The sequence below is a fragment of the Saccharopolyspora terrae genome, from assembly GCF_004348435.1.
GTDB lineage: Bacteria > Actinomycetota > Actinomycetes > Mycobacteriales > Pseudonocardiaceae > Saccharopolyspora > Saccharopolyspora endophytica.
Genome location: NZ_SMKS01000025.1, coordinates 1 through 18,762, shown reverse-complemented (window position 1 = coordinate 18,762; position 18,762 = coordinate 1). Strand labels below are relative to the sequence as shown.

The following is an 18,762-nucleotide window of genomic DNA, read 5'->3' as shown; positions in this document are numbered from 1 at the left end:
TCACACCGGCACGTCGGTCAGCCGCTCGTGGGTGCGGGCGGGACCGCAGACCGGTCGCGCGTGCGCGGCGATCTCGGCGAGCGAGGTCACCCACATGCCGTCGAGCGATCGCAACAGCTCCAGCAGCCGGTCGAGGACGTTGGCCTTGGCCGGGCGCCCGGACAGGAACGGGTGGGCGGTCAGGACGAAGCAGCCGCCCTCGGCGTGCCGCGTCGTGGCCTCCAGCGACCACATCTCCAGCGCCTTCAGCGGGCTCTCGATGACACCGCTGCCCGTCCAGCCGGGGTAGAAGGCGAACTGCTCCCAGTCGTCCAGCGACCAGTCCACCGGGATCTCGATCAGCTCGGTCGAACCCGGCCCGGAGCTGGTCATCAGGTAGGGGACGTCGTCGTCGAGCAGGCTGGAGTCGTAGGTGAAACCGCGTTCCGCCAGCAGTTTCGGGGTGTGCCAGTTCATCTCCCACCACGGCGCGCGGTAGCCGGTCGGCCGGACACCGGCGACGCGTTCGAGCGCCTTGAGCCCCCGGTCCAGGTACTCGGCCTCCTTGCCCTCGTCGAGCCCGCGCATCGACTCGTGCACGTACCCGTGGTGGGCCACCTCGTGACCGTCGTCGACGATGGCGCGCACCGCGTCCGGGTAGCACTCGGCGGTGTAGCCGGGGACGAAGAACGTCGCCCGCACGTCGTGCCGCCGCAGCACGTTCAGCAGCCGCGGCACGCCCACCCGGGGGCCGTAGGACTGGTGCCCCATCAGGGACATGCGCTCCACCGAGCCGGGATCCTGGACCAGGGCGCAGGATTCGGCATCGACGTCGAAGGTCAGCGCGGCCGCGGCGCGAACACCGCGCTGCCACGGGAAGGACCCGGGAGTTCCGGACATGTTCACCTCGTTCCACATCGGAATGGCACTGCTCAGGAGGGGGCGTGATCGGGCTCGCGCTTCGGCAGCTGCTCGGGCAGGTGACGGCGGTGCGCGCGCGGCCCCAGCACGGCGTAGAGGCCCGCCGACACGAGTCCACCGGCCAGCCAGGACAGGTCGATGCCTCCCATCGCACCGGCGATCGGTCCCTGGAAGACCTCCAGGACGCCGTGCATGAACAGCCAGGTGGAGACCACGCCCGCGCCGAAGGAGACCACCGCCGCCCAGTTGACGTCCGGCAGGAGCCGGCTGCCGACCGCCGCGAACAACCGGTCCGTGCGGCTGTTGTCGCGTTCGAGCGCGAAGAAGTGGACGAGCATGATCCCGGCCCAGGAGGCGACCCACGCGACGAGCGAGACGAGCCAGGAGTCCAGCACGGACGCGAGGTCGCCGTGGAAGACGAACAGCGTCACGCACAGCATCGAGAACACGCCCACCAGGACGCTCAGCGTGCGGCGCGAGGCCTTGACGTCCAAGGCCTGCGCGGCGACGCCGAAGGTGTAGATGTTGAGGATGTTCGTGGCGATCGGCCCGTGCACCACCAGGAAGAGCACGGGCACGGCCAGCGAGCCGTAGTTGTCGACGATCAGGCGTCCGGGATCGGCCTCGCCGTTCTTGGTGGCCAGCGAGGCACCGAGGACTCCGAGCCAGACGACCGGGAGGAACTGCCCCAGCGTGCTGGCGAGGTAGAGCCTGCGTCGCGGTACGGTGGTGCTGACGAACCGCGAGTAGTCGGCCGCGTAGGTGAACCAGGTTATGCCCCAGCCGATTCCGATGGCGGTCATGACCGCGGTCATCGCGCTGAGGCGCTCGATGCCGGTGAGCACCTGTCCCGGCGGGCCCGCGTAGCCCCAGTCGATCTCCAGCCCGGTCCACGCGACCAGCGACATGAGGACCAGCACGGCGATCGTCGGTGGGACGGTCCAGCGTTCGAAGCTGGAGATCGCGCGGTACCCGAACCAGGAGATGAGCACCTGCGCGCCCATGATCACCGCGGCCACGACGAGCTTCGCGGCGTGGTTCTCGGCGGCCGGGTCCACCACCCCGAGCTCGCTGAGCAGCGCCATGACCAGGTCCAAGATGATCCAGGTGTTGACCGCGCACCACCCGACGGCGAGCAGCGCCTGGATCGCCGCGGGCAGGTACGCCCCGCGGCGGCCGAACGCGGCCCGGGACAGCACCATCCCGGTCGCGCCGGTGCGCTGGCCGAGCAGCACGAACAGTCCGAACAGGGCCATCCCGACGAAGTTGCCCGCGATGAGCACGAGCAACGTGTCGGACAGCCCGAGGCCGAGCTCGATGCCCAGCGCTCCCAGCACCCAGTTGATCGGTGCGATGTTCGCGCCGGCCCAGATCCAGAACTGCCCCGAGACCCGGCGCGTCCTGGACTCCTCGGGGATCGGTTGGAGGCATTCCTCCAGGTCGCCTCTTGCGGGGTCGTCACCTGCCGGACTCGTCATCGGGTCTCCCCTCCACGCTGGCATTGGTGAGATCTCATGCTTCTGGCCGAGGAGGAAGGAAACAAGGTACATTCCGTCAACCAAATGTCGATCGCAGTTGGACGATCTGTCATGAAGATGTCGCTCGACGAGGTGCTGCGCCACCGCAGCGTGCAACGCGGGGAGCCGGTGCTGCTGGTCGGTGCCGAGGCGGGTTCGCGCAGCGTGCGGTGGGTGCACTCCAGCGAGGTCATCGACATCGCGCCCTTGCTCCGGGGCGGGGAGCTGCTGCTCACCGGGGGAGTGGTGCTCTCGGAGGTCTCGCCGTCGCGTCAGCGCACCTACGTCCGCGACCTGGCCGCTCGCGGTGTCACCGCGCTGGCCGTGGAGACCGCCAGCACCGGTCTCGGAGTTCCGGACGCCCTGATCGACGAGTGCGCCAAGCACGGGTTCCCGCTGATCCGGTTCGACCGTCCCGTCCCCTTCGTGGAGATCACCGAGGGCATCAACGGCCTGATCATCAACGATTCGGTGCAGCGGCTGCGCCTGGCCGACTCGATCTCCGATGCGCTGTCGGCGGAGCTGACCTCCGGGGCGGGCCTGCAGGAGCTCACCGGCGCGCTCGCGGAGCTCACCGGCGCCGCTGTCGTCGTGCGGGATCGCTCGGGCGCGGTGCTCTCGCGAGCGCCGGGGCGGGAAGCGGGTGACGCGGGCGAGGTCGTGACCTGGCGCGCCACCGTCGCCGTGCACGGAATCAGCACGGCGAACCTGGAGGTGCTGGCCGCGCCCGGTGCCGACCCGCTGGTGCTGGAAGCGGCTCTCGGCCGGGCGCCGCAGGCGTTCGCCCTGGCGCTGCTGCGCGCGCAACCGCCCACTCCGCGGATGCGCGCCACCCGCGCGCTGTTCCAGCACCTCCGCGACCCTTCCGCCGCGCACGACGACCTCGACGTCCTGCTCGCCAACTCCGGTCTGACGGGCACGGATGCGTTCGTCGCCGTCGTCACCGGTGGCGACGACCCGGGGGTGCGCGAAGCGCTGGAGCAGCAGTTGCAGCGGAACGGCCGGATGGCCGTCGGTCACGCCGACGAAAAGGAGTACCTCGCCCTCGTCGCGCTGGACGCGCGGCGGCCCGAACGCTCCCGGCGGGACCTGATCGACGACGTGCGCCAGCTCGGCGTGCTCGGGCCGGAGCACCCGGCCGTCGGGATCGGTCCGCTGGTGAGCGGAAGCGGCGGCATCCCGCACGCGGTGGCTGAAGCGCGTCGCTGCCTCCAGCTGGATCTCGCGGACGGCGAGACGACCCGGGTCGTCGACGCCGCCGACTGGTCGCTGCACCGGCTCGTGCACCAGCTCGACGCCGACGAGGTCCTGCAGCGGTTCATCCGCGAGCAGCTCGGGGCGTTGCTCGACGAGCCGAGCGAGACGAGGGATCGCCTGCTGCGGACCCTGGAGGTCTTCTTCGACTGCGGGGCGAACAAGACCCAGGCCGCCGAACGCCTGCACGTGCGCAGGCAGACCCTCTACCAGCGGTTGGACAAGCTGTCGGCGTCGCTGGGGATCGACGTGACCGATCCCGAGAAGCTCGGCGATCTGCACGTCGCGGTCCGGCTCCGCAACGTCCTCACCGGCCGCGGCCGGGGCTGAGCCGCGCGGGCGCCGAGGAGGAGTTGCTCCTCTCGTCCTCGAGGCGCGCATCTTTTCAACCCGGCGAGGCCGAATGGGAAAGTTTGTTCGGTCCTTTGTATTGCGCGGATGTATCGCGCGGGTTTCGGGATTCGGCTCTCGATGAAGTTTCCGAAAAACGCGTTGTGTGGCGAGAGTCGCCAAAATATCCTAAGCGGACGAAAACCTTCGCTGCGCGCTTTTCTTGCGTGGAAGTTGTTCGGGCCCAGCGTTACTGGCGTCATGAACAGCAGGTTCGCTGTTTTTGAAGCGCGGTTTCACGATTTGCATGCGCGTTGTGCGGTGATCCGCACGTGCCTTACAGTCGGTCGCGAACTTCAGTGATGCGAGGTGATTTCATGAATCTCACTCCGTCTGACGCGGAGAAGTTGCTCTTGAGCGTCGCCGGAATGATCGCCCGCGATCGACGGGAACGCGGCGTCCTGCTCAACCACCCGGAAGCGGTCGCCCTGCTGTCCTGCTGGGCGATCGAGCGCGCCCGTGAGGGCTTCACCGTCGACGCGCTCATGAACGAGGGGAGGCGCGTGCTCACGCGAGAGGAAGTCATGGAGGGCGTGCCCGAGATGCTCTCCGACGTGCAGGTGGAAGCGACCTTCCCCGACGGGCGCAAGCTCGTCACGATCACGGAGCCGATCTCGTGATCCCCGGCGAGGTCCGCGTCCGCGAGACGCCCATCGAGCTCAACGCCGGTCGCGAGCGGCGAACGCTGCTGGTGGTCAACGACGGCGACCGTCCCATCCAGATCGGGGCGCACCTGCACTTCCCGGACGCCAACCCGGCGCTGACCTTCGACCGCGACGCCGCCCAGGGCTACCGCCTGGATTCCCCCGCCGGGACGTCGGTGCGCTTCGAGCCCGGCGTGAGCAAGCTCGTGGAGCTGGTGGCGCTGGGCGGGACCGGGCACGTGCCCGGTCTGCAGATCCGCGACCGGGAACTGCCGACCTACACGCGCGAACCCAGGAAGGTCGTCCCGTACGGAACCCCGGGTTCCGAACCCGAGATGCCCGGCACGGCCTCGGCCTCCGACGAGCGAGGTGGCGATCAGCAGCACTCCGAGGAGGGGCAGTGAGCCAGATCGGTCGTCGCGAGTACGCGAAGCTGTACGGGCCGACCACCGGCGATCAGGTCCGGCTCGGCGACACCGACCTGTGGATCGAGATCGAGCAGGACTTCTGCGTCGGTGGCGACGAGGCGGTGTTCGGCGGCGGGAAGAGCATCCGCGAGTCCGGCGCGCAGGGCATGACCACGCGCGCGGAGGGTGCTCTCGACCTGGTCATCACCAACGTGATCGTGCTCGACCACTGGGGCGTCGTCCGCGGTGACGTCGGCATCCGCGACGGGCGCATCGTCGCGGTGGGCAAGTCCGGCAACCCGGACGTGATGGACGGCGTGCACCCGGACCTGAAGATCGGTCCGACCACCGACGTCATCGCGGGGGACCGCAAGATCCTGACGGCGGGCGCGATCGACACCCACGTGCACTTCCTCACCGAGATCGAGATGGCCGAAGCGCTGGCCACCGGCACCACGACCGTGGTGGGCGGCGGCACCGGACCGACCGAGGGGTCGAAGGCCACGACCGTCACCCCGGGCTCCTGGTCGCTGGCCATGATGCACCGGGCCCTCGACCACCTACCGCTCAACGTCATCCTCTTCGGCAAGGGCAGCACGGTCAGCGCCGAGGGGCTCGCCGAGCAGGCCCTGGCCGGTGCGGGCGGGTACAAGGTGCACGAGGACTGGGGCGCCACCCCGGCGGCCATCGACGCGGCGCTGCGCGCGGCCGACGAGTACGGCCTGCAGGTCGCCCTGCACGCGGACAGCCTCAACGAGACCGGCTACGTGCAGCACACCCTCGACGCGATCGACGGCCGCGGCATCCACGCGTTCCACTCCGAAGGCGCCGGTGGCGGGCACGCACCCGACATCATCGTCGTCGCGGGTGAGCCCAACGTGCTGCCGGCCTCGACGAACCCGACCCTGCCGCACACGGTCAACACCGCCACCGAGCACCTGGACATGCTCCTGGTCTGCCACCACCTCAACCCGCATGTGCCCGAGGACCTCGCGTTCGCCGAGTCGCGCATCCGCCCGACGACGATGGCGGCCGAGGACATCCTGCAGGACATCGGCGCGATGTCGATCACCTCGTCCGACGCGCAGGCGATGGGGCGCATCGGCGAGGTGGTGTGCCGCACCTGGCAGGTCGCGCACGTGATGAAGAACCAGCGCGGACCGCTGGGCTCGTCGCTGCCCGCCGACAACGAACGCGCCCGTCGCTACGTCGCCAAGTACACGATCTGCCCCGCCGTCGCGCACGGCATCGACCACGAGGTCGGTTCGGTCGAACCGGGCAAGCTGGCCGACCTCGTGCTGTGGGATCCGGCCTTCTTCGGCATCCGCCCCTTCACCGTGATCAAGGGCGGCGCCGCCGTGTGGGGCGCTCTCGGAGATCCCAACGCCACGATCCCGACACCGCAGCCGGTCATGATGCGCCCGGCGCTGCCCCAGGGACCGGGTTCCGCGCCGCACCTGTCGGTGAGCTTCGTGGCGCAGGCGGCGCTCGACGACGGGCTGGCCGAGAAGCTCGGCCTGCGGCGCAGGCTCGCCGCGGTGCGCGAGACCCGCAGCGTCACCAAGCACGACCTGCCGAACAACACGGCGCTGCCGCGGATCGAGGTCGACCCGGAGACCTTCAACATCAAGATCGACGGCGAGCGGGTCCGCCCCAACCCCGTCGACACGGTCCCGCTCGCCCAGCGCTACTCGTTGTTCTGAGGAGTGGGTGATGGACCCGGACCTGGGAGCGATGCTCCTGGCAGATGCCCGTCTTCCCACCGGCGGGCACGCGCACTCCGCCGGTCTGGAACCGGCGCTGGCGGCCGGTCTCGACCGCGCGGAGGTTGCCGAGTACCTCCGCGCTCGACTGCGCTCGGTCGCGCTGGTCGACGCCTCGGCCGCCGTCCTGACCCTGCGGGCGGCCGGGGAGCAGCACGTCCGGCTCGACGAGATCCACGACGCGCTGCTGGCGCGAACGCCGACCGAGCCGGTGCGCGCGGCCTCCGCCCTGCTCGGGCGGGGACTGGTCCGGCTCGCCGAGCGGTTGTGGCCGTACCACCCGGCCGTGGCCGCCCTCGACGCGCTCGGCCCGGGGCCGCAGCGCCCCGTGGCCCTCGGCGTCGTCGCGGCCGTGATGGGGCTGGACGAGTCGCGCGTCGCGCGGGCGTGCCTCTACGAGGACGCCCAGACGGTCGCGGCGGCGGCGCTGAAGCTGCTGCCCGTCGACCCCGTCGACACCGCGCGGTGGATCTGGGAGTCGGCGGAGGTCGTCCGCGAATCCGCGGAGATCGCCGTCGCGGTCACCTGCCCGGCCGAGATGCCCGCCGTGACCGCACCGCTGGCAGAGCACTGGGCTCTGCAGCACGAGAACAGCACGAGGAGGATTTTCGTTGCCTGAACACGAACACCGCGACGGCAGCGCTGCGTCCCGGCCGCTGCGGCTGGGGATCGCCGGGCCGGTCGGCACCGGCAAAAGCACCCTGATCGCCACGCTGTGTCGGCAGCTCGCCGACGAGCTGGAGCTCGCGGTGGTCACCAACGACATCTACACCGACGAGGACGCCCGGATGCTGCGCGCCGCAGGCGTTCTCCCCGTCGAGCGGATTCGCGCCGTGGAGACCGGCGCCTGCCCGCACACGGCGATCCGGGACGACGTCACCGCCAACCTCATCGCCGTGGAAGACCTGGAGCGCGCCTTCAGACCGCTGGACGTCGTGCTCGTCGAGAGCGGCGGCGACAACCTCACGGCGACCTTCAGCCCCGCGCTGGTCGACGCCCAGATCTTCTGCATCGACGTGGCCGGTGGCGGCGACGTCGCGCGCAAGGGAGGCCCCGGCATCGAACGCGCCGACCTGCTCGTGATCAACAAGACCGACCTCGCCGAGCACGTGGACGTCGACGTCGCCCGGATGATCACCGACGCCTCATCGGTGCGCTCCGGCCTGCCCACGCTCGCGCTGTCCCGCACGGACCCGACGGCCGTCGGCGACCTGTGCAAGTGGGTGCACCACCTCGTGGCCGAGCACCGCCGGGGCGAGCACACCGCAGTGGACCCGGGGCCGATGGCCCCGCACGTCCACCACGGGTGACCGCGCGATGGCAACGGTGTCGATCGAACTCGTCGACGGCGTCGCGCGGGCCACGGTCCTGCAGGCGGGGGAATTCCTGCGCCCCCGCCTGCTCGGGATCGACGGACCGCGCGTGCGCATCGCGCTCGTCGGCGTGTGCGCCACCCTGCTCGCCGGAGACGACCTGCGAGTGGAGGTCGCGGTCGGCAGCGGCGTGCACCTCGAACTCGTCGAGCCGTCGGGCGTGGTCGCCTACGACGCGCGGGGCGGTCACCAGAGCTGGGCCGCCGACGTGCACGTCGGAACCGGAGGCTCGCTCGTCTGGGCCGCGGCTCCGTTCGTGGTCGCGGGCGGCGCCGACGTGGACCGGCGCACCGGCATCGCCCTGGACGACGGCGCGCTGGCCCTGCTGTCGGAAACCCTGGTGCTCGGGCGCAGCGGCGAAGAGGGAGGCGGGCTGCGCTCGACGCTGCGGTGCGCCCTGGCCGGGCGCGACCTCCTGGTCGAGGATCTCGACCTGCGCTCGCCCGAGCTGAGGAAGGCACCGGGAATCCTCGGCGACTGCCGGGTGCTCGCGACCGCCGCACTGCTCGGCGCGCGTCCGGACGGGCGGGTCTCCCCGCCGGAGACGCCGCTCGCGGGTCCCGGGTCCATCGCCCGCTCGCTCGCGCGGCAGGCGCACAGCGCCGACGAGGCCCTGCGGGGCACGTGGGACCGCTGGCGGCGCTTCGTCGCCTCCGGCACCGCTCCTGAACCCGGCGGGGAGGACGACGAGGGGCGAGCCGCGTGAAAACCCGGATCGGGCCGGTGCTTTCAGCGTGACGTGAGGCCCGTTCAGGGCGCGGTGCCCTCGTCCGGGAGACCGAGGAGCTCGTGGAACCTGCCGTGCGGGTTGTCCCTCGTCGGGAGCGCTTCGACGAACGGCAGCAGCTCTCGCTTCGCGACCTCGTGGACCCTGCGCAGCTCGGCCACCGGTTCGGGGTGGTCGTCCACGCGCAGGTCCAGGTACGGGTACGGCTCGCCGCTGCTCACCCGCAGCGCGGCGCTCTGCTTGCCGCGCCTGTCCCCACCGGCCCGCTGGCCGGCTTCCAGGGACAGCAGCAGCCGTTCGTGCAGGGGCTCGTCGGTGGTGGCCTCGAACGACTCGACCATGGCGTCGATCGTCCGGCCGTCGACGAGCATGTTCCCCGCGACCGCGAATCCAGGTCCCGTCCGGTGGCCGCTCCACGGATGCGTCTCCACCCCGGTGTGAGCCGCCGAGCCGCCGTGCTTGTCCACGATGGACACCTGGCGGGAATCCGCTCCGGGGTCGGCGTCCAGGAGCCTGCGCAACGTCTCCTCCGCGGAGTGCTCCTCGAGCAGCTCCAGGCCGTCGACGCCGAGCAGCGGGTTGATCAGCGCCTGGGTGGCCACGCTGCCCGAGGTCGCGTCGGTGAACACCGCCAACGCGCCGATGGCGGGCATGCGCGTGCTGACCGCGACTCCCGCCCGCCCGGAGGCGACGTCGTAGGCGGCGATCGAGAAGGTACCCACGTGCACGGCGCGCTCCCTGGGTGGTTCGGCGTGGTCGACGGGCCGCACGGCCTGCGGTGGTGGTCCGCTCAGCGGCCGGCGAGGCGTTCGGAGACTTCGTGGCCGGCGGCCTTGGTGGCTTCGGCGATGTCGGTGACGACGTCGCCGAGCCGGGAGGTCGGGCCTGCCAGGGCGATGGCCGCCACGACGCGGCCCTTGTCGAAGACCGGTGCTCCGACCCCGGTGATGTCGGGGAGCGTTTCACCGCGGTTGATCGCGACCCCGGCCTTCGCGACCTCGTCGAGCTCGTGGCGGACCTGGTCGACGCGGGGCACGTCGGCGAGGTGGCCGGTCAGGTAGTTCTCCCGGAACCGCTCCGTGCCGAAGGCCAGCAGGCACTTGCCCGAGCTCGTCGGGTGCAGCGGGCGCCGGACGCGCAGCGGAGCGGAGTAGCGGATGGGCTGCGTGGACTCGATGGCGTCGGTGTAGACGAGGGAGCTCCCGACCGGGGAGGCCAGCATGACGGTCTCGTTGAACTGGCGGTGCAACTCCTCCATGGCTCCGCGGGCGGCCTCGGCGACCGTGGGCGGTGCCGCGGCGAGCAGAGCGCTGATCGCCGGCCCGATGGTGTAGGCGCCGCCCTGCTCGCGCAGGTAACCGTCGGTGACCAGGCCCTTGACCAGGCCGTGCAGCGAGGACCGGGGTGCGTCCAGCTCGGTGGCGAGCTCGGACAGTCGCACCCCGGACCGGCGCGACGCGGCGAGTTCGAGGATGGTGGTGATCCGCGAAACGGTCCGGTGCGCCTTGGCTGCTCCCGATTCGGCAAGTGGCACTGCGTTCCCCATCGTGTCGACCGACCCCGGCGGTGTCGAACTTACCGCCGGTGCTTCAGGCCTTGTCGCCCACTGCTTCGGCGAGCTGCGCCTCGTCGGCCTCGACGGCCTTGATCTGGTCGAACAGCGCGCCGACGGCGATGAGCGCGGCTCCACCGACGAACATCAGCGACACCGCCCAGGTGGCGTGCCCGGGCGTGGCCGTGACCAGGGCGAGCGCGGCCACCGGCGCGAGCCCTCCGGAGAAGGCGCCGCCGACCTCCCGGCCGGTTCCCAGGCCGGACACCCGGGTCCGCGTCGGGAACTGCTGCGAGAGGAACGCGCCCTGGGCGCTGAGCATCGCGGGCACCACGATGCCGGTGGCGAGGATGAGCGCGATCCAGATCGCCACGTGCTGCCCGGAGTCCAGCAACCAGAAGAACGGGAAGGCCAGCGCCGCGGTGGCCAGCGCGCCCACCAGGATGACCGCCTTGGCGCCGACGAAGTCGCAGATCCGGCCGGCGATCGGCACCGTGATGATGGCGCAGGCGCTGGCCAGCGTGATGCCGAAAGCGCCGACGTTGGCGGGCACGTCGCGGAACGTGGTGAGGTAGGACAGCGAGAAGGTCTTGAAGATGTAGCTGACCCCGTTGTAGCCCATGGTGACCGCCATGACCACGGCGAGACCGCGCCAGTGGGACCGCAGCAGCGAGCGCAGCGGCGTGGCCTTCGCGCCGGCCTGCGCCGTGCGGGCCGCCTTCTCGAACTCCGGGGTCTCGGGCATCTGGCGTCGCACCCAGAAACCGAGTCCTGCCAAGGCGAAGGTGGCCACGAACGGGATCCGCCATCCCCAGTCGTGGAGGAACTCCTCGCTGAAGCTGGTCAGCACGGTGACGGTGAGCGAGGACGCGAACAGTCCGATGTTGACGCCCAAGGCGGGCAAGGAGCTCTGCCGCCCGCGGGTTTTCGCGTCGGCGTGCTCGTAGGCCACCGCGGTTGCGCTGCCCAGCTCGGCCCCGGCGCCCAGCCCCTGGAGCAGGCGCAGCACCACCAGCAGGATCGGCGCGATGAGGCCCACCGAGGAGTAGGTCGGCAGCAGGCCGATGAGTCCGGAGGAGATGCCCATCAGCAGGAAGGTGGCTGACAGCACGGTCTTCCGGCCGAACTTGTCGCCGATCAGGCCGAAGACGATGCCGCCGAAGGGTCGGGCGAGGAAGCCGACCGCGAAGGTGGCCATCGAGGCCAAGGTCGCCGTGGTCGGGTTGCTCGCGGGGAAGAACAGCTTGCCGAAGACCAGCGCGGCCATCGAGGCGTAGAGGTAGAAGTCGAACCACTCCAGTGCTGAGCCGATCACCACCGCGGGCCCGACGGCCTTGCGGGAGGACGGATCTGGCGGTGCCGATGCGGCGTTGTTCAGCGTCATTGCTCGAATCCTCTTCGACGGTGGTGATCGCGGAGATCGCGTGAGAAGCCGCGCGTGGGGCGTTCGGAAATACCAACGGGGCGTCGCAATCGGGAACATAAGAAGTGAAGCGAGTCACTGTCAAGCGGTTGACAGCCGCGCCGCTGCGGAAGAATCTATTCTCATATCAGTCGTGTTGTTCGCAAATACGAACACGAAAGGCCGGGGCATGCACTTCGAACTGTCCGAGGACCAGGCGAATCTCAGGGCGGGGGCGCGGGAACTGGCCCGCAGCTTCTCCGATGATTACTGGGCCGACTGCGACGCGGACACCCGGTTCCCGTGGGAGTTCTACAACGCCTTCGCCGAGGGCGGCTGGCTCGGCATCGCCATCCCCGAGCAGTACGGCGGAGGCGGGCTCGGAGTCCTCGAAGCCGCGCTGCTGCTGGAGGAGGTGGCCGCCTCCGGTGCCGGGATGAACGGGTGCAGCACCATGCACCTGACCATCTTCGGGCTGAACACGATCGTCAAGCACGGCAGCGAGCAGCTGCGCGAGGAGGTCCTGCCCGCGGCCGCGGACGGCTCGCTGCACGTCTGCTTCGGGGTCACCGAACCCGACGCGGGCACCGACACCACCCGCATCTCGACCTTCGCCGAGCGCGTCGACGGCGGCTATCGGATCAACGGCCGCAAGGTGTGGATCACCAAGGCGGGCGACTCGCAGAAGATGGTGCTCATCGCCCGGACCACGCGGCGCGAGGAGGTGTCCCGGTCGACCGACGGCATGTCGTTGTTCCTCATCGACATCGACCCCGAGCGCGTGCACCTGAGCCCGATCCCCAAGCTCGGACGCAACGCGGTCTCCTCCTACGAGGTGGTCATCGACGACCTGTTCGTGCCGGAGAGCGCGCGGATCGGAGCCGAGGGCGACGGTTTCCGGTACCTCCTGGACGGTCTCAACCCGGAGCGGATCCTGCTGGCGCACGAGGCGCTCGGCATCGGCCGCGCGGCGCTGGACAAGGCCGTGCGCTACGCCAAGGAGCGCGTCGTCTTCGACCGGCCGATCGGCCAGAACCAGGGGGTCGCGTTCCCGCTCGCCGAGGCCGCGACCCGGCTCGACGCCGCCGAGCTCATGGCGCGCAACGCCGCCTGGCGCTACGACCGGGGGTTGTCGTGCGGGAAGGAGGCGAACATGGCGAAGTGGTTGTGCGCCGACGCCGGTTTCCACGCCGCCGACCAGGCGATCCAGACCCACGGCGGCATGGGTTACGCCCGGGAGTACCACGTGGAGCGCTACTTCCGGGAGTCGCGGATCCTCCGGCTCGCCCCGGTCAGCCAGGAGATGGTCCTGAACTACGTGTCCCACCACGTCCTCGGCCTGCCCAAGTCCTACTGAGCGCGCAGAACGAACAGGATCACCGATGACCACACCTGAACCCACCGGCAGCTTGCGCGGCCTGCGCGTCGTCGACCTGTCCCGGATCCTCGCCGGGCCGCTGTGCGCGCAGATGCTCGCCGACCACGGAGCCGAGGTGATCAAGGTCGAACCACCGGCCGGCGACGACACCCGCACCTGGGGGCCGCCGTTCGTCACCGAGTCGATGAGCGCCTACCACGCCGGGATCAACCGCAACAAGGCCAACATCTGCCTGGACCTGGCCGAGCCGGAGGGCCAGCGGCTGCTCGGCGAACTGCTCGCCGGAGCCGATGTCGTGGTGGAGAACTTCAAGGCGGGGACGCTGGCCAAGTGGGGCTTCTCCGACGAGGTGATCGGCACGCGCTTCCCGCGGCTGGTGCACTGCCGCATCACCGGTTTCGGCACCGACGGTCCGATGGGGTCCGCTCCCGGCTACGACGCGATCCTGCAGGCCTACGGCGGGTTGATGAGCATCAACGGCGAGCGGACCGGTCCACCGCTGCGGGTCGGCGTGCCGATCGTCGACATGGTGACCGGCATCTACGCCTTCTCCGGCATCCTGCTGGCGCTGCACGACCGGAACACCACCGGACGCGGCCAGCTGGTGGACTGCGCCCTCCTGGACACCGCGGTGTCCCTGTTGCACCCGCACTCCTCGGCTTGGCTGGCCTCGGGTCAGACCCCGCAGCGCACCGGATCGGCGCACCCGTCGATCGCCCCCTACGACACCTTCGAGGCAGCGGACGGGCTGATCTTCATCAGCGGCGGGAACGACCGCCAGTTCCAGACCCTGGTGGACGTGCTGGGAACACCGGCGCTCGCCGAGGACCCCAGGTTCACGACCAACGCCGACCGGGTGCGCAACATCGCCGCGCTGCGCGAGCTGCTGGCCGAGCCGATCAGCACCAGGAAGCGCCACGAGCTCAGCGAGGCGCTGGTAAACCGGGGCGTTCCCGCCACCCCGGTGCACCACGTCGGCGAGGCGCTGACCGATCCGCAGGTCAGGCATCGGGAGATGGTCGTCGAGCGCGACGACTACCGCGGCATCGGGCTTCCCATCAAGCTCGGCAGAACTCCCGGCAACGTCCGGTCGACACCGCGCGAGCAGGGCGCCGACACCCGGCGCATCCTCGCCTCGCTCGGGTGCAGCGAGGAGCAGATCACCGCGCTCATCGAAGCCGACATCGCTCTCGGTGCGGGCGGTGACGGGACGTAGGAGCGCTCACCGGTCTCGCCGGGTGCCGGTCAGGTGCCGGGTGAGGACGTGGGCTTCGTGGAGCAGGAGTGCGCCGAGCTCCGGTTGGCGCGCCGGTGTGAACCGCGATTCGATGCCGGTGAGGGTCAGGGCCCAGGCGGGTTTGCCGGTGTGGTCGAACACGGCGGCGGCCATGCCCCAGCTGCCCTCGACGACCAACCCGGGGTTCACGGCGTAGCCGAGGCGGCGGGTCCGGTCGACGCGGGTGCGGATCGCCTCGCGGGAGTGGTCCTGGCCCCAGCGAGCGGTCAGGTCGGTGTCGTCGAGGTAGGAGTTGATGTCGGCGTCGTTCTGGAAGGCGAGCAGGACCAGGCCCGCCGAGACGACTCCGAGCGGGAACCGCGCGCCTTCGTAGAGCACGAACGAGCGGATCGGGAAATCCCCGTCCTCGCGCAGCAGGCACACCGTCTCCTGACCGCGCAGCGCCGAGAAGAACGCGCTCTCACCGGTCTTGGCGGCCAGCCGGTGCACGCTGTCGCGCGCGTGGTGGGTGACGTCGTACCGGCTCCCCGCGGTCTGCCCGAGCAGGTAGAGCTCGGGCCCGAGGAACCAGTTGCCGGTGTGCAGGTCGCGGTCGACGAACCCCTCTTCCGCCAGCGAGCTGAGCAGGCGGTGCGCGGTCGGCCGGGGGAGCCCGGTCTCGCGTGCGAGCTCGGTCGTCGTCGTGCCCGCCGCGTTCGTCGTGGACAGCGCGCGGAGCACGGCGCCGATCTTGCCGACCAGGTGGGCGTTCGGACCATCGCTCATGCCCGCCATCGTAGCGTCCGCTGAGTGAACGCGGTTCGGCCCAGTCGGTCATCGAGCGAGCGGATCGCACCCGAACAATCCCCAAACATTGCGGTACTGGCCTCGCGCGTCCTTTACTTCCCGACGTCCGTTAAGTGGACGTGGGAGAGGTGATGAGGTGTCGAAGCTGCGTACCGACGCGGAGGAGGCGCTGCGCGGTGTGCTCACCGACGGCATGACGCTCGCCGTCGGCGGGTTCGGCCTGTGCGGTGTTCCGAACGACCTGATCGAGGTCGTGCGCGACAGCGGCGTCAGCGATCTGACGGTGGTGTCGAACAACATGGGCGTGGACGGCAAGGGCCTCGGACTGCTGCTGGAGAACGAGCAGGTGTCCAGGGTGATCGCGTCGTACGTGGGGGAGAACAAGCGGTTCGCCCAGCAGTACCTGGACGGGACGCTGGAGGTGGAGTTCGCGCCGCAGGGGACGCTGTCGGAGCGGCTGCGCGCCGGTGGCGCGGGCATCGCCGCGTTCTACACCCGCGCGGGCGTGGGCACTCCGGTCGCCGACGGCAAGCCGCTGGCGGAGTTCGACGGGGTGACCCACGTCCAGGAGCGGGCGATCGTCGCCGACGTCGCGCTGGTGCACGCCCACACCGCCGACCCGGCGGGCAACCTCGTCTACCGCGCCAGCGCGCGCAACTTCAACCCCGTCGTCGCGACGTGCGGGCGGGTGGCGGTGGTCGAGGTCGAGCACCTCGCCGAGGAGCACCTGGACCCCGAGCGGATCGTCACGCCCGGGATCCACGTGAACCGCCTGGTGCGGGCCAAGCCCCGGGTCAAGGACATCGAGAAGCGCACCGTGCGCCCCCGAGCCACCGCCTCGACGAACTAGGAGCAGCACATGAGCTGGACTCGTGACGAGATAGCCGCCATCGCCGCCGCCGAGCTGCGCGACGGCGACTACGTCAACCTCGGGATCGGCATCCCGACCCTGGTCGCCAACCACGTCCCGGACGGCGTGGAGGTGACCCTGCAGAGCGAGAACGGGATCCTCGGCGTGGGCCCGTTCCCGTGGGAGGGCGAGGAGGACGCCGACCTCATCAACGCGGGCAAGCAGACCGTCACGGTCAACCCGGGCGCCAGCTACTTCGACTCGGCCGCCTCGTTCGGCATGATGCGCGGCGGGCACATCGACATCGCGGTGCTGGGCGCGCTGCAGGTCAGCAGCACCGGTGACCTGGCGAACTGGACGATCCCGGGTTCCCTTGTCAAGGGCATGGGCGGCGCGATGGACCTGGTCGTGGGTGCTCGACGCATCGTCGTGCTCACCGACCACGTGGCCAAAGACGGCTCCCCGAAGCTCGTCGAGCGCTGCACCCTGCCGCTCACCGGGGCCGGTGTGGTCAACCGGATCGTCACCGACCTGGCCGTGCTCGACGTGACCCCGGACGGCCTGCACCTGGTGTCGGTGGCGCCGGGAGTCACCCCGGACGAGGTGCAGGCCAAGACGGGAGCCCCCGTCCACCAACCGGTTGCCGCGGGCGCCTGACCGGCTGCCGGTTCAGGTTTCGGAGCGCTCGCTGCTGAGGTCCTCCGGGCGCAGCAGCGGGTTGCCCGCGGTCTCGGGCAGGGTGAAGGCGGCGATGAGCCCGACCGCGGCGGCGACCATGAGGTACGGGCCCGGGACCAGGGTGCTGCCGGTGGCGGCGATCAGGACGGTCATCAGGTAGGGCACGGTGCCGGCGAACAGCGCGGCGGTGATGTTGTAGGCGATGGACAGCCCGCCCTGGCGGACCCGGGTCGGGAAGATCTCGGCGGACCACACCGCGTAGGTGCCCAGGATGGCCGAGAGCACGACGCCGAGCGCGAGTCCGCCGATCCACGTCCCCACGAGGCCCGTGCGCATCGCCAGGTAGGCGGGGGTGGACAGGACGAACAGCGCCACTCCCGCACCGATCAGGACCGGCCGCCGGCCGATCCGGTCGGACAGCCGACCGAAGACCGGCACGAGGACCAGCCCGATCAGCGAGATCGCGGTGGACAGCAGGGCGGCGTCGCCGGAGGCGTGGCCGAGGTGGTCGGTCTCGTAGGTCACCAGGTAGGTGAGGATCGCGTAGAACGGCACGTGCATCATCGTCATCAGACCGGCGACCTGCAGCAGCTGCTTGGCGTTGTTGCGCAGGAGCTCCCGCACGGGCCTGCTGGGCACGGTGTCGGCCTCTTCGAGGGCGCGGTACTCGGGGGTGTCCTCGATCTTGTTGCGGATGATGAAGCCGACGACGCCCAGCGGCGCGGCGATGAGGAACGGGATGCGCCAGCCCCACGAGGTCAGCTGCTCCTCCGAGAGCCCCACCGACAGCAGGAAGAACACGAACGAGCCGGCCAGGAACCCGAGCAGCGAACCGACTTCCAGCCAGCTGACGCCGAAACCGCGCCGACGGCGGGGTGCGTGCTCGGCGAGGAAGCTCGCCGCGCTGCCGAACTCGCCGCCCGCCGCGAAGCCCTGCAGCAACCGCAGCAGCACCAGCAGCAGCGGTGCCGCGATCCCGATCGTCGAATATCCCGGCAGCAGGCCGATGACGAGCGTGGCCCCGGACATCAGGAAGATGACGAGCGACAGCGTGCGCTTGCGGCCGATCCGGTCGCCGAGCGGCCCGAACACCAGCGCCCCGACGGGGCGGATGCCGAACGACACCGCGAAGACCCCGAACACGGCGAGGAGACCGGCGGTGGCGTCACCCGCGGGGAAGAACACCGAGGCGATGGTGCTCGCGAGGTAGGCGTAGGCGGCCCAGTCGAACCAGTGCACGAAGACGCCGACCGCACCCGCCGCGACGCTGCGGCGCAACGTCGCGGGATCGGCTGTCGTCTCGATGAGCTCTCTGGCGGGAGCGGATTCAGGTGCGGTCATCGGTGGCCTCCTCGGACCGGATCTCATGTGGACGCTAGAAGCCGCCCGCAACATCGAACAAGAAGAAATAATCGGAGCAACGCATCGGAAAGATCTATGCGATGCGCTCGCGCGCGCCCCGAAACGCCCTGCTGACAGCGCCGAAACGAGAACTTCATCAACCCCGGATCTCAGCCACTTCCCGGCTCACCAAGGCCGCTGACCCGTAGGAGGCCCGGCGCCCCCAACGCTTCCTCGCCGACCGAACACCCATCCAGGCAGCACCCCCGCCCCAGCGGACCGCACCACCCACAAAAACCCACCCAACCGAGACCACCCGCGTCCGTGTCCCTGCAGTCACCAGGCCGGGGCCGGTCTTCCGGATTTCAGTGGAAATCCGACCCCCGATTTCAGTGGAAATCCGGAACCCGATCTCAGTGGGGCCCGGGGACCCGATCTCAGTGGGAGTCGGGGACCCGGTTTCAGTGGAAATCGGGTGCCTGATCTCAGTGGAAATCCGTGAGCTCATGTCGCCGGGTGCGGGTGCGGGTGCGGGTGCGGGTGCGGGCGCGGGTGCGGGGGAG

General features: G+C 70.4%; 17 protein-coding genes and 1 pseudogene. 11 read left to right on the top strand and 7 right to left on the bottom strand.

All coding sequences use genetic code 11. From position 1 onward, the window contains the following. Both E1181_RS15750 and E1181_RS15745 read right to left on the bottom strand, forming a co-directional pair. On the bottom strand, positions 1-879 hold the full coding sequence (locus E1181_RS15750; protein ID WP_132675496.1) for a polysaccharide deacetylase family protein: 879 nt from the start codon (positions 877-879) through the stop codon (positions 1-3). Positions 880-911: 32 nt separating this feature from the next. Continuing rightward, positions 912-2,378 carry a purine-cytosine permease family protein gene (locus tag E1181_RS15745; RefSeq protein WP_207922164.1) on the bottom strand — a complete coding sequence of 489 codons (1,467 nt, stop codon included), beginning with the start codon at positions 2,376-2,378 and terminating at the stop codon, positions 912-914. A 111-nt stretch (positions 2,379-2,489) separates the two neighbouring features. Here E1181_RS15745 and E1181_RS15740 point away from each other — a divergent pair, with 111 nt between their 5' ends. From E1181_RS15740 to E1181_RS15710, 7 genes and pseudogenes are all read left to right on the top strand, one after another. Further along, positions 2,490-4,001, top strand: a complete 1,512-nt coding sequence (locus E1181_RS15740; protein WP_165944636.1) for a PucR family transcriptional regulator — start codon at positions 2,490-2,492, stop codon at positions 3,999-4,001. Between the two features lie 377 nt (positions 4,002-4,378). After that, positions 4,379-4,681: an urease subunit gamma gene (locus E1181_RS15735; RefSeq protein ID WP_132675490.1), complete on the top strand. Its 303-nt coding sequence runs from the start codon at positions 4,379-4,381 to the stop codon at positions 4,679-4,681. Then, positions 4,678-4,959, top strand: a pseudogene (locus E1181_RS15730) (urease subunit beta); the annotation flags it as partial. The gene E1181_RS15735 and the pseudogene E1181_RS15730, both read left to right, overlap by 4 nt. Before the next feature lie 146 nt (positions 4,960-5,105). Continuing rightward, entirely contained in the window at positions 5,106-6,815 is a 1,710-nt protein-coding gene (locus E1181_RS15725; protein ID WP_132675486.1) for an urease subunit alpha, read from the top strand. A 10-nt stretch (positions 6,816-6,825) separates the two neighbouring features. Continuing rightward, positions 6,826-7,494, top strand: a complete 669-nt coding sequence (locus tag E1181_RS15720; protein ID WP_132675484.1) for an urease accessory protein UreF — start codon at positions 6,826-6,828, stop codon at positions 7,492-7,494. Further along, positions 7,487-8,185: an urease accessory protein UreG gene (ureG, locus tag E1181_RS15715; RefSeq protein WP_132675482.1), complete on the top strand. Its 699-nt coding sequence runs from the start codon at positions 7,487-7,489 to the stop codon at positions 8,183-8,185. The genes E1181_RS15720 and ureG overlap by 8 nt, the downstream gene beginning before the upstream one ends. Before the next feature lie 7 nt (positions 8,186-8,192). Further along, a complete protein-coding gene (locus tag E1181_RS15710; RefSeq protein WP_132675480.1) occupies positions 8,193-8,954 on the top strand; it encodes an urease accessory protein UreD in 762 nt (253 codons plus the stop codon). Between the two features lie 44 nt (positions 8,955-8,998). Here E1181_RS15710 and E1181_RS15705 read toward each other — a convergent pair whose 3' ends face one another. From E1181_RS15705 to E1181_RS15695, 3 genes are all read right to left on the bottom strand, one after another. Further along, complete coding sequence (locus tag E1181_RS15705; RefSeq protein WP_132675478.1) at positions 8,999-9,703, bottom strand: DUF1028 domain-containing protein; 705 nt, start codon at positions 9,701-9,703, stop codon at positions 8,999-9,001. Positions 9,704-9,765: 62 nt separating this feature from the next. Further along, positions 9,766-10,521, bottom strand: coding sequence for an IclR family transcriptional regulator (locus E1181_RS15700; RefSeq protein WP_132675476.1), 756 nt, complete (start codon positions 10,519-10,521; stop codon positions 9,766-9,768). Positions 10,522-10,564: 43 nt separating this feature from the next. Next, on the bottom strand, positions 10,565-11,911 hold the full coding sequence (locus tag E1181_RS15695) for an MFS transporter (RefSeq protein ID WP_132675474.1): 1,347 nt from the start codon (positions 11,909-11,911) through the stop codon (positions 10,565-10,567). Between the two features lie 208 nt (positions 11,912-12,119). On the opposite strand from E1181_RS15695, the gene E1181_RS15690 reads away from it, so the two are divergent. Further along, on the top strand, positions 12,120-13,286 hold the full coding sequence (locus E1181_RS15690) for an acyl-CoA dehydrogenase family protein (protein WP_132675472.1): 1,167 nt from the start codon (positions 12,120-12,122) through the stop codon (positions 13,284-13,286). A gap of 25 nt (positions 13,287-13,311) precedes the next feature. Continuing rightward, positions 13,312-14,523, top strand: coding sequence for a CaiB/BaiF CoA transferase family protein (locus E1181_RS15685; RefSeq protein WP_132675470.1), 1,212 nt, complete (start codon positions 13,312-13,314; stop codon positions 14,521-14,523). Between the two features lie 6 nt (positions 14,524-14,529). Here the strand turns inward: E1181_RS15685 and E1181_RS15680 are convergent, their stop codons facing one another. Next, complete coding sequence (locus E1181_RS15680; protein ID WP_132675468.1) at positions 14,530-15,309, bottom strand: IclR family transcriptional regulator; 780 nt, start codon at positions 15,307-15,309, stop codon at positions 14,530-14,532. A gap of 157 nt (positions 15,310-15,466) precedes the next feature. Here E1181_RS15680 and E1181_RS15675 point away from each other — a divergent pair, with 157 nt between their 5' ends. Both E1181_RS15675 and E1181_RS15670 read left to right on the top strand, forming a co-directional pair. Then, positions 15,467-16,180, top strand: coding sequence for a CoA transferase subunit A (locus tag E1181_RS15675; RefSeq protein WP_132675466.1), 714 nt, complete (start codon positions 15,467-15,469; stop codon positions 16,178-16,180). A 9-nt stretch (positions 16,181-16,189) separates the two neighbouring features. After that, complete coding sequence (locus E1181_RS15670) at positions 16,190-16,837, top strand: 3-oxoacid CoA-transferase subunit B (RefSeq protein WP_132675464.1); 648 nt, start codon at positions 16,190-16,192, stop codon at positions 16,835-16,837. Between the two features lie 12 nt (positions 16,838-16,849). On the opposite strand, the gene E1181_RS15665 is transcribed toward E1181_RS15670, so the two are convergent. Next, positions 16,850-18,199, bottom strand: coding sequence for an MFS transporter (locus tag E1181_RS15665; protein ID WP_132675462.1), 1,350 nt, complete (start codon positions 18,197-18,199; stop codon positions 16,850-16,852). Positions 18,200-18,762: the final 563 nt, after the last annotated feature.

Bases quoted from the DNA above. Each gene is read 5' to 3' on its own strand.
- E1181_RS15670 (WP_132675464.1), top strand. From the start codon at position 16,190: ATGAGCTGGACTCGTGACGAGATAGCCGCCATCGCCGCCGCCGAGCTG.
- E1181_RS15750 (WP_132675496.1), bottom strand. From the start codon at position 879: ATGTCCGGAACTCCCGGGTCCTTCCCGTGGCAGCGCGGTGTTCGCGCC.
- E1181_RS15745 (WP_207922164.1), bottom strand. From the start codon at position 2,378: ATGACGAGTCCGGCAGGTGACGACCCCGCAAGAGGCGACCTGGAGGAA.
- E1181_RS15690 (WP_132675472.1), top strand. From the start codon at position 12,120: ATGCACTTCGAACTGTCCGAGGACCAGGCGAATCTCAGGGCGGGGGCG.
- E1181_RS15720 (WP_132675484.1), top strand. From the start codon at position 6,826: ATGGACCCGGACCTGGGAGCGATGCTCCTGGCAGATGCCCGTCTTCCC.
- E1181_RS15665 (WP_132675462.1), bottom strand. From the start codon at position 18,199: ATGACCGCACCTGAATCCGCTCCCGCCAGAGAGCTCATCGAGACGACA.
- E1181_RS15710 (WP_132675480.1), top strand. From the start codon at position 8,193: ATGGCAACGGTGTCGATCGAACTCGTCGACGGCGTCGCGCGGGCCACG.
- E1181_RS15735 (WP_132675490.1), top strand. From the start codon at position 4,379: ATGAATCTCACTCCGTCTGACGCGGAGAAGTTGCTCTTGAGCGTCGCC.
- E1181_RS15685 (WP_132675470.1), top strand. From the start codon at position 13,312: ATGACCACACCTGAACCCACCGGCAGCTTGCGCGGCCTGCGCGTCGTC.
- E1181_RS15695 (WP_132675474.1), bottom strand. From the start codon at position 11,911: ATGACGCTGAACAACGCCGCATCGGCACCGCCAGATCCGTCCTCCCGC.
- E1181_RS15700 (WP_132675476.1), bottom strand. From the start codon at position 10,521: ATGGGGAACGCAGTGCCACTTGCCGAATCGGGAGCAGCCAAGGCGCAC.
- E1181_RS15680 (WP_132675468.1), bottom strand. From the start codon at position 15,309: ATGAGCGATGGTCCGAACGCCCACCTGGTCGGCAAGATCGGCGCCGTG.
- E1181_RS15740 (WP_165944636.1), top strand. From the start codon at position 2,490: ATGAAGATGTCGCTCGACGAGGTGCTGCGCCACCGCAGCGTGCAACGC.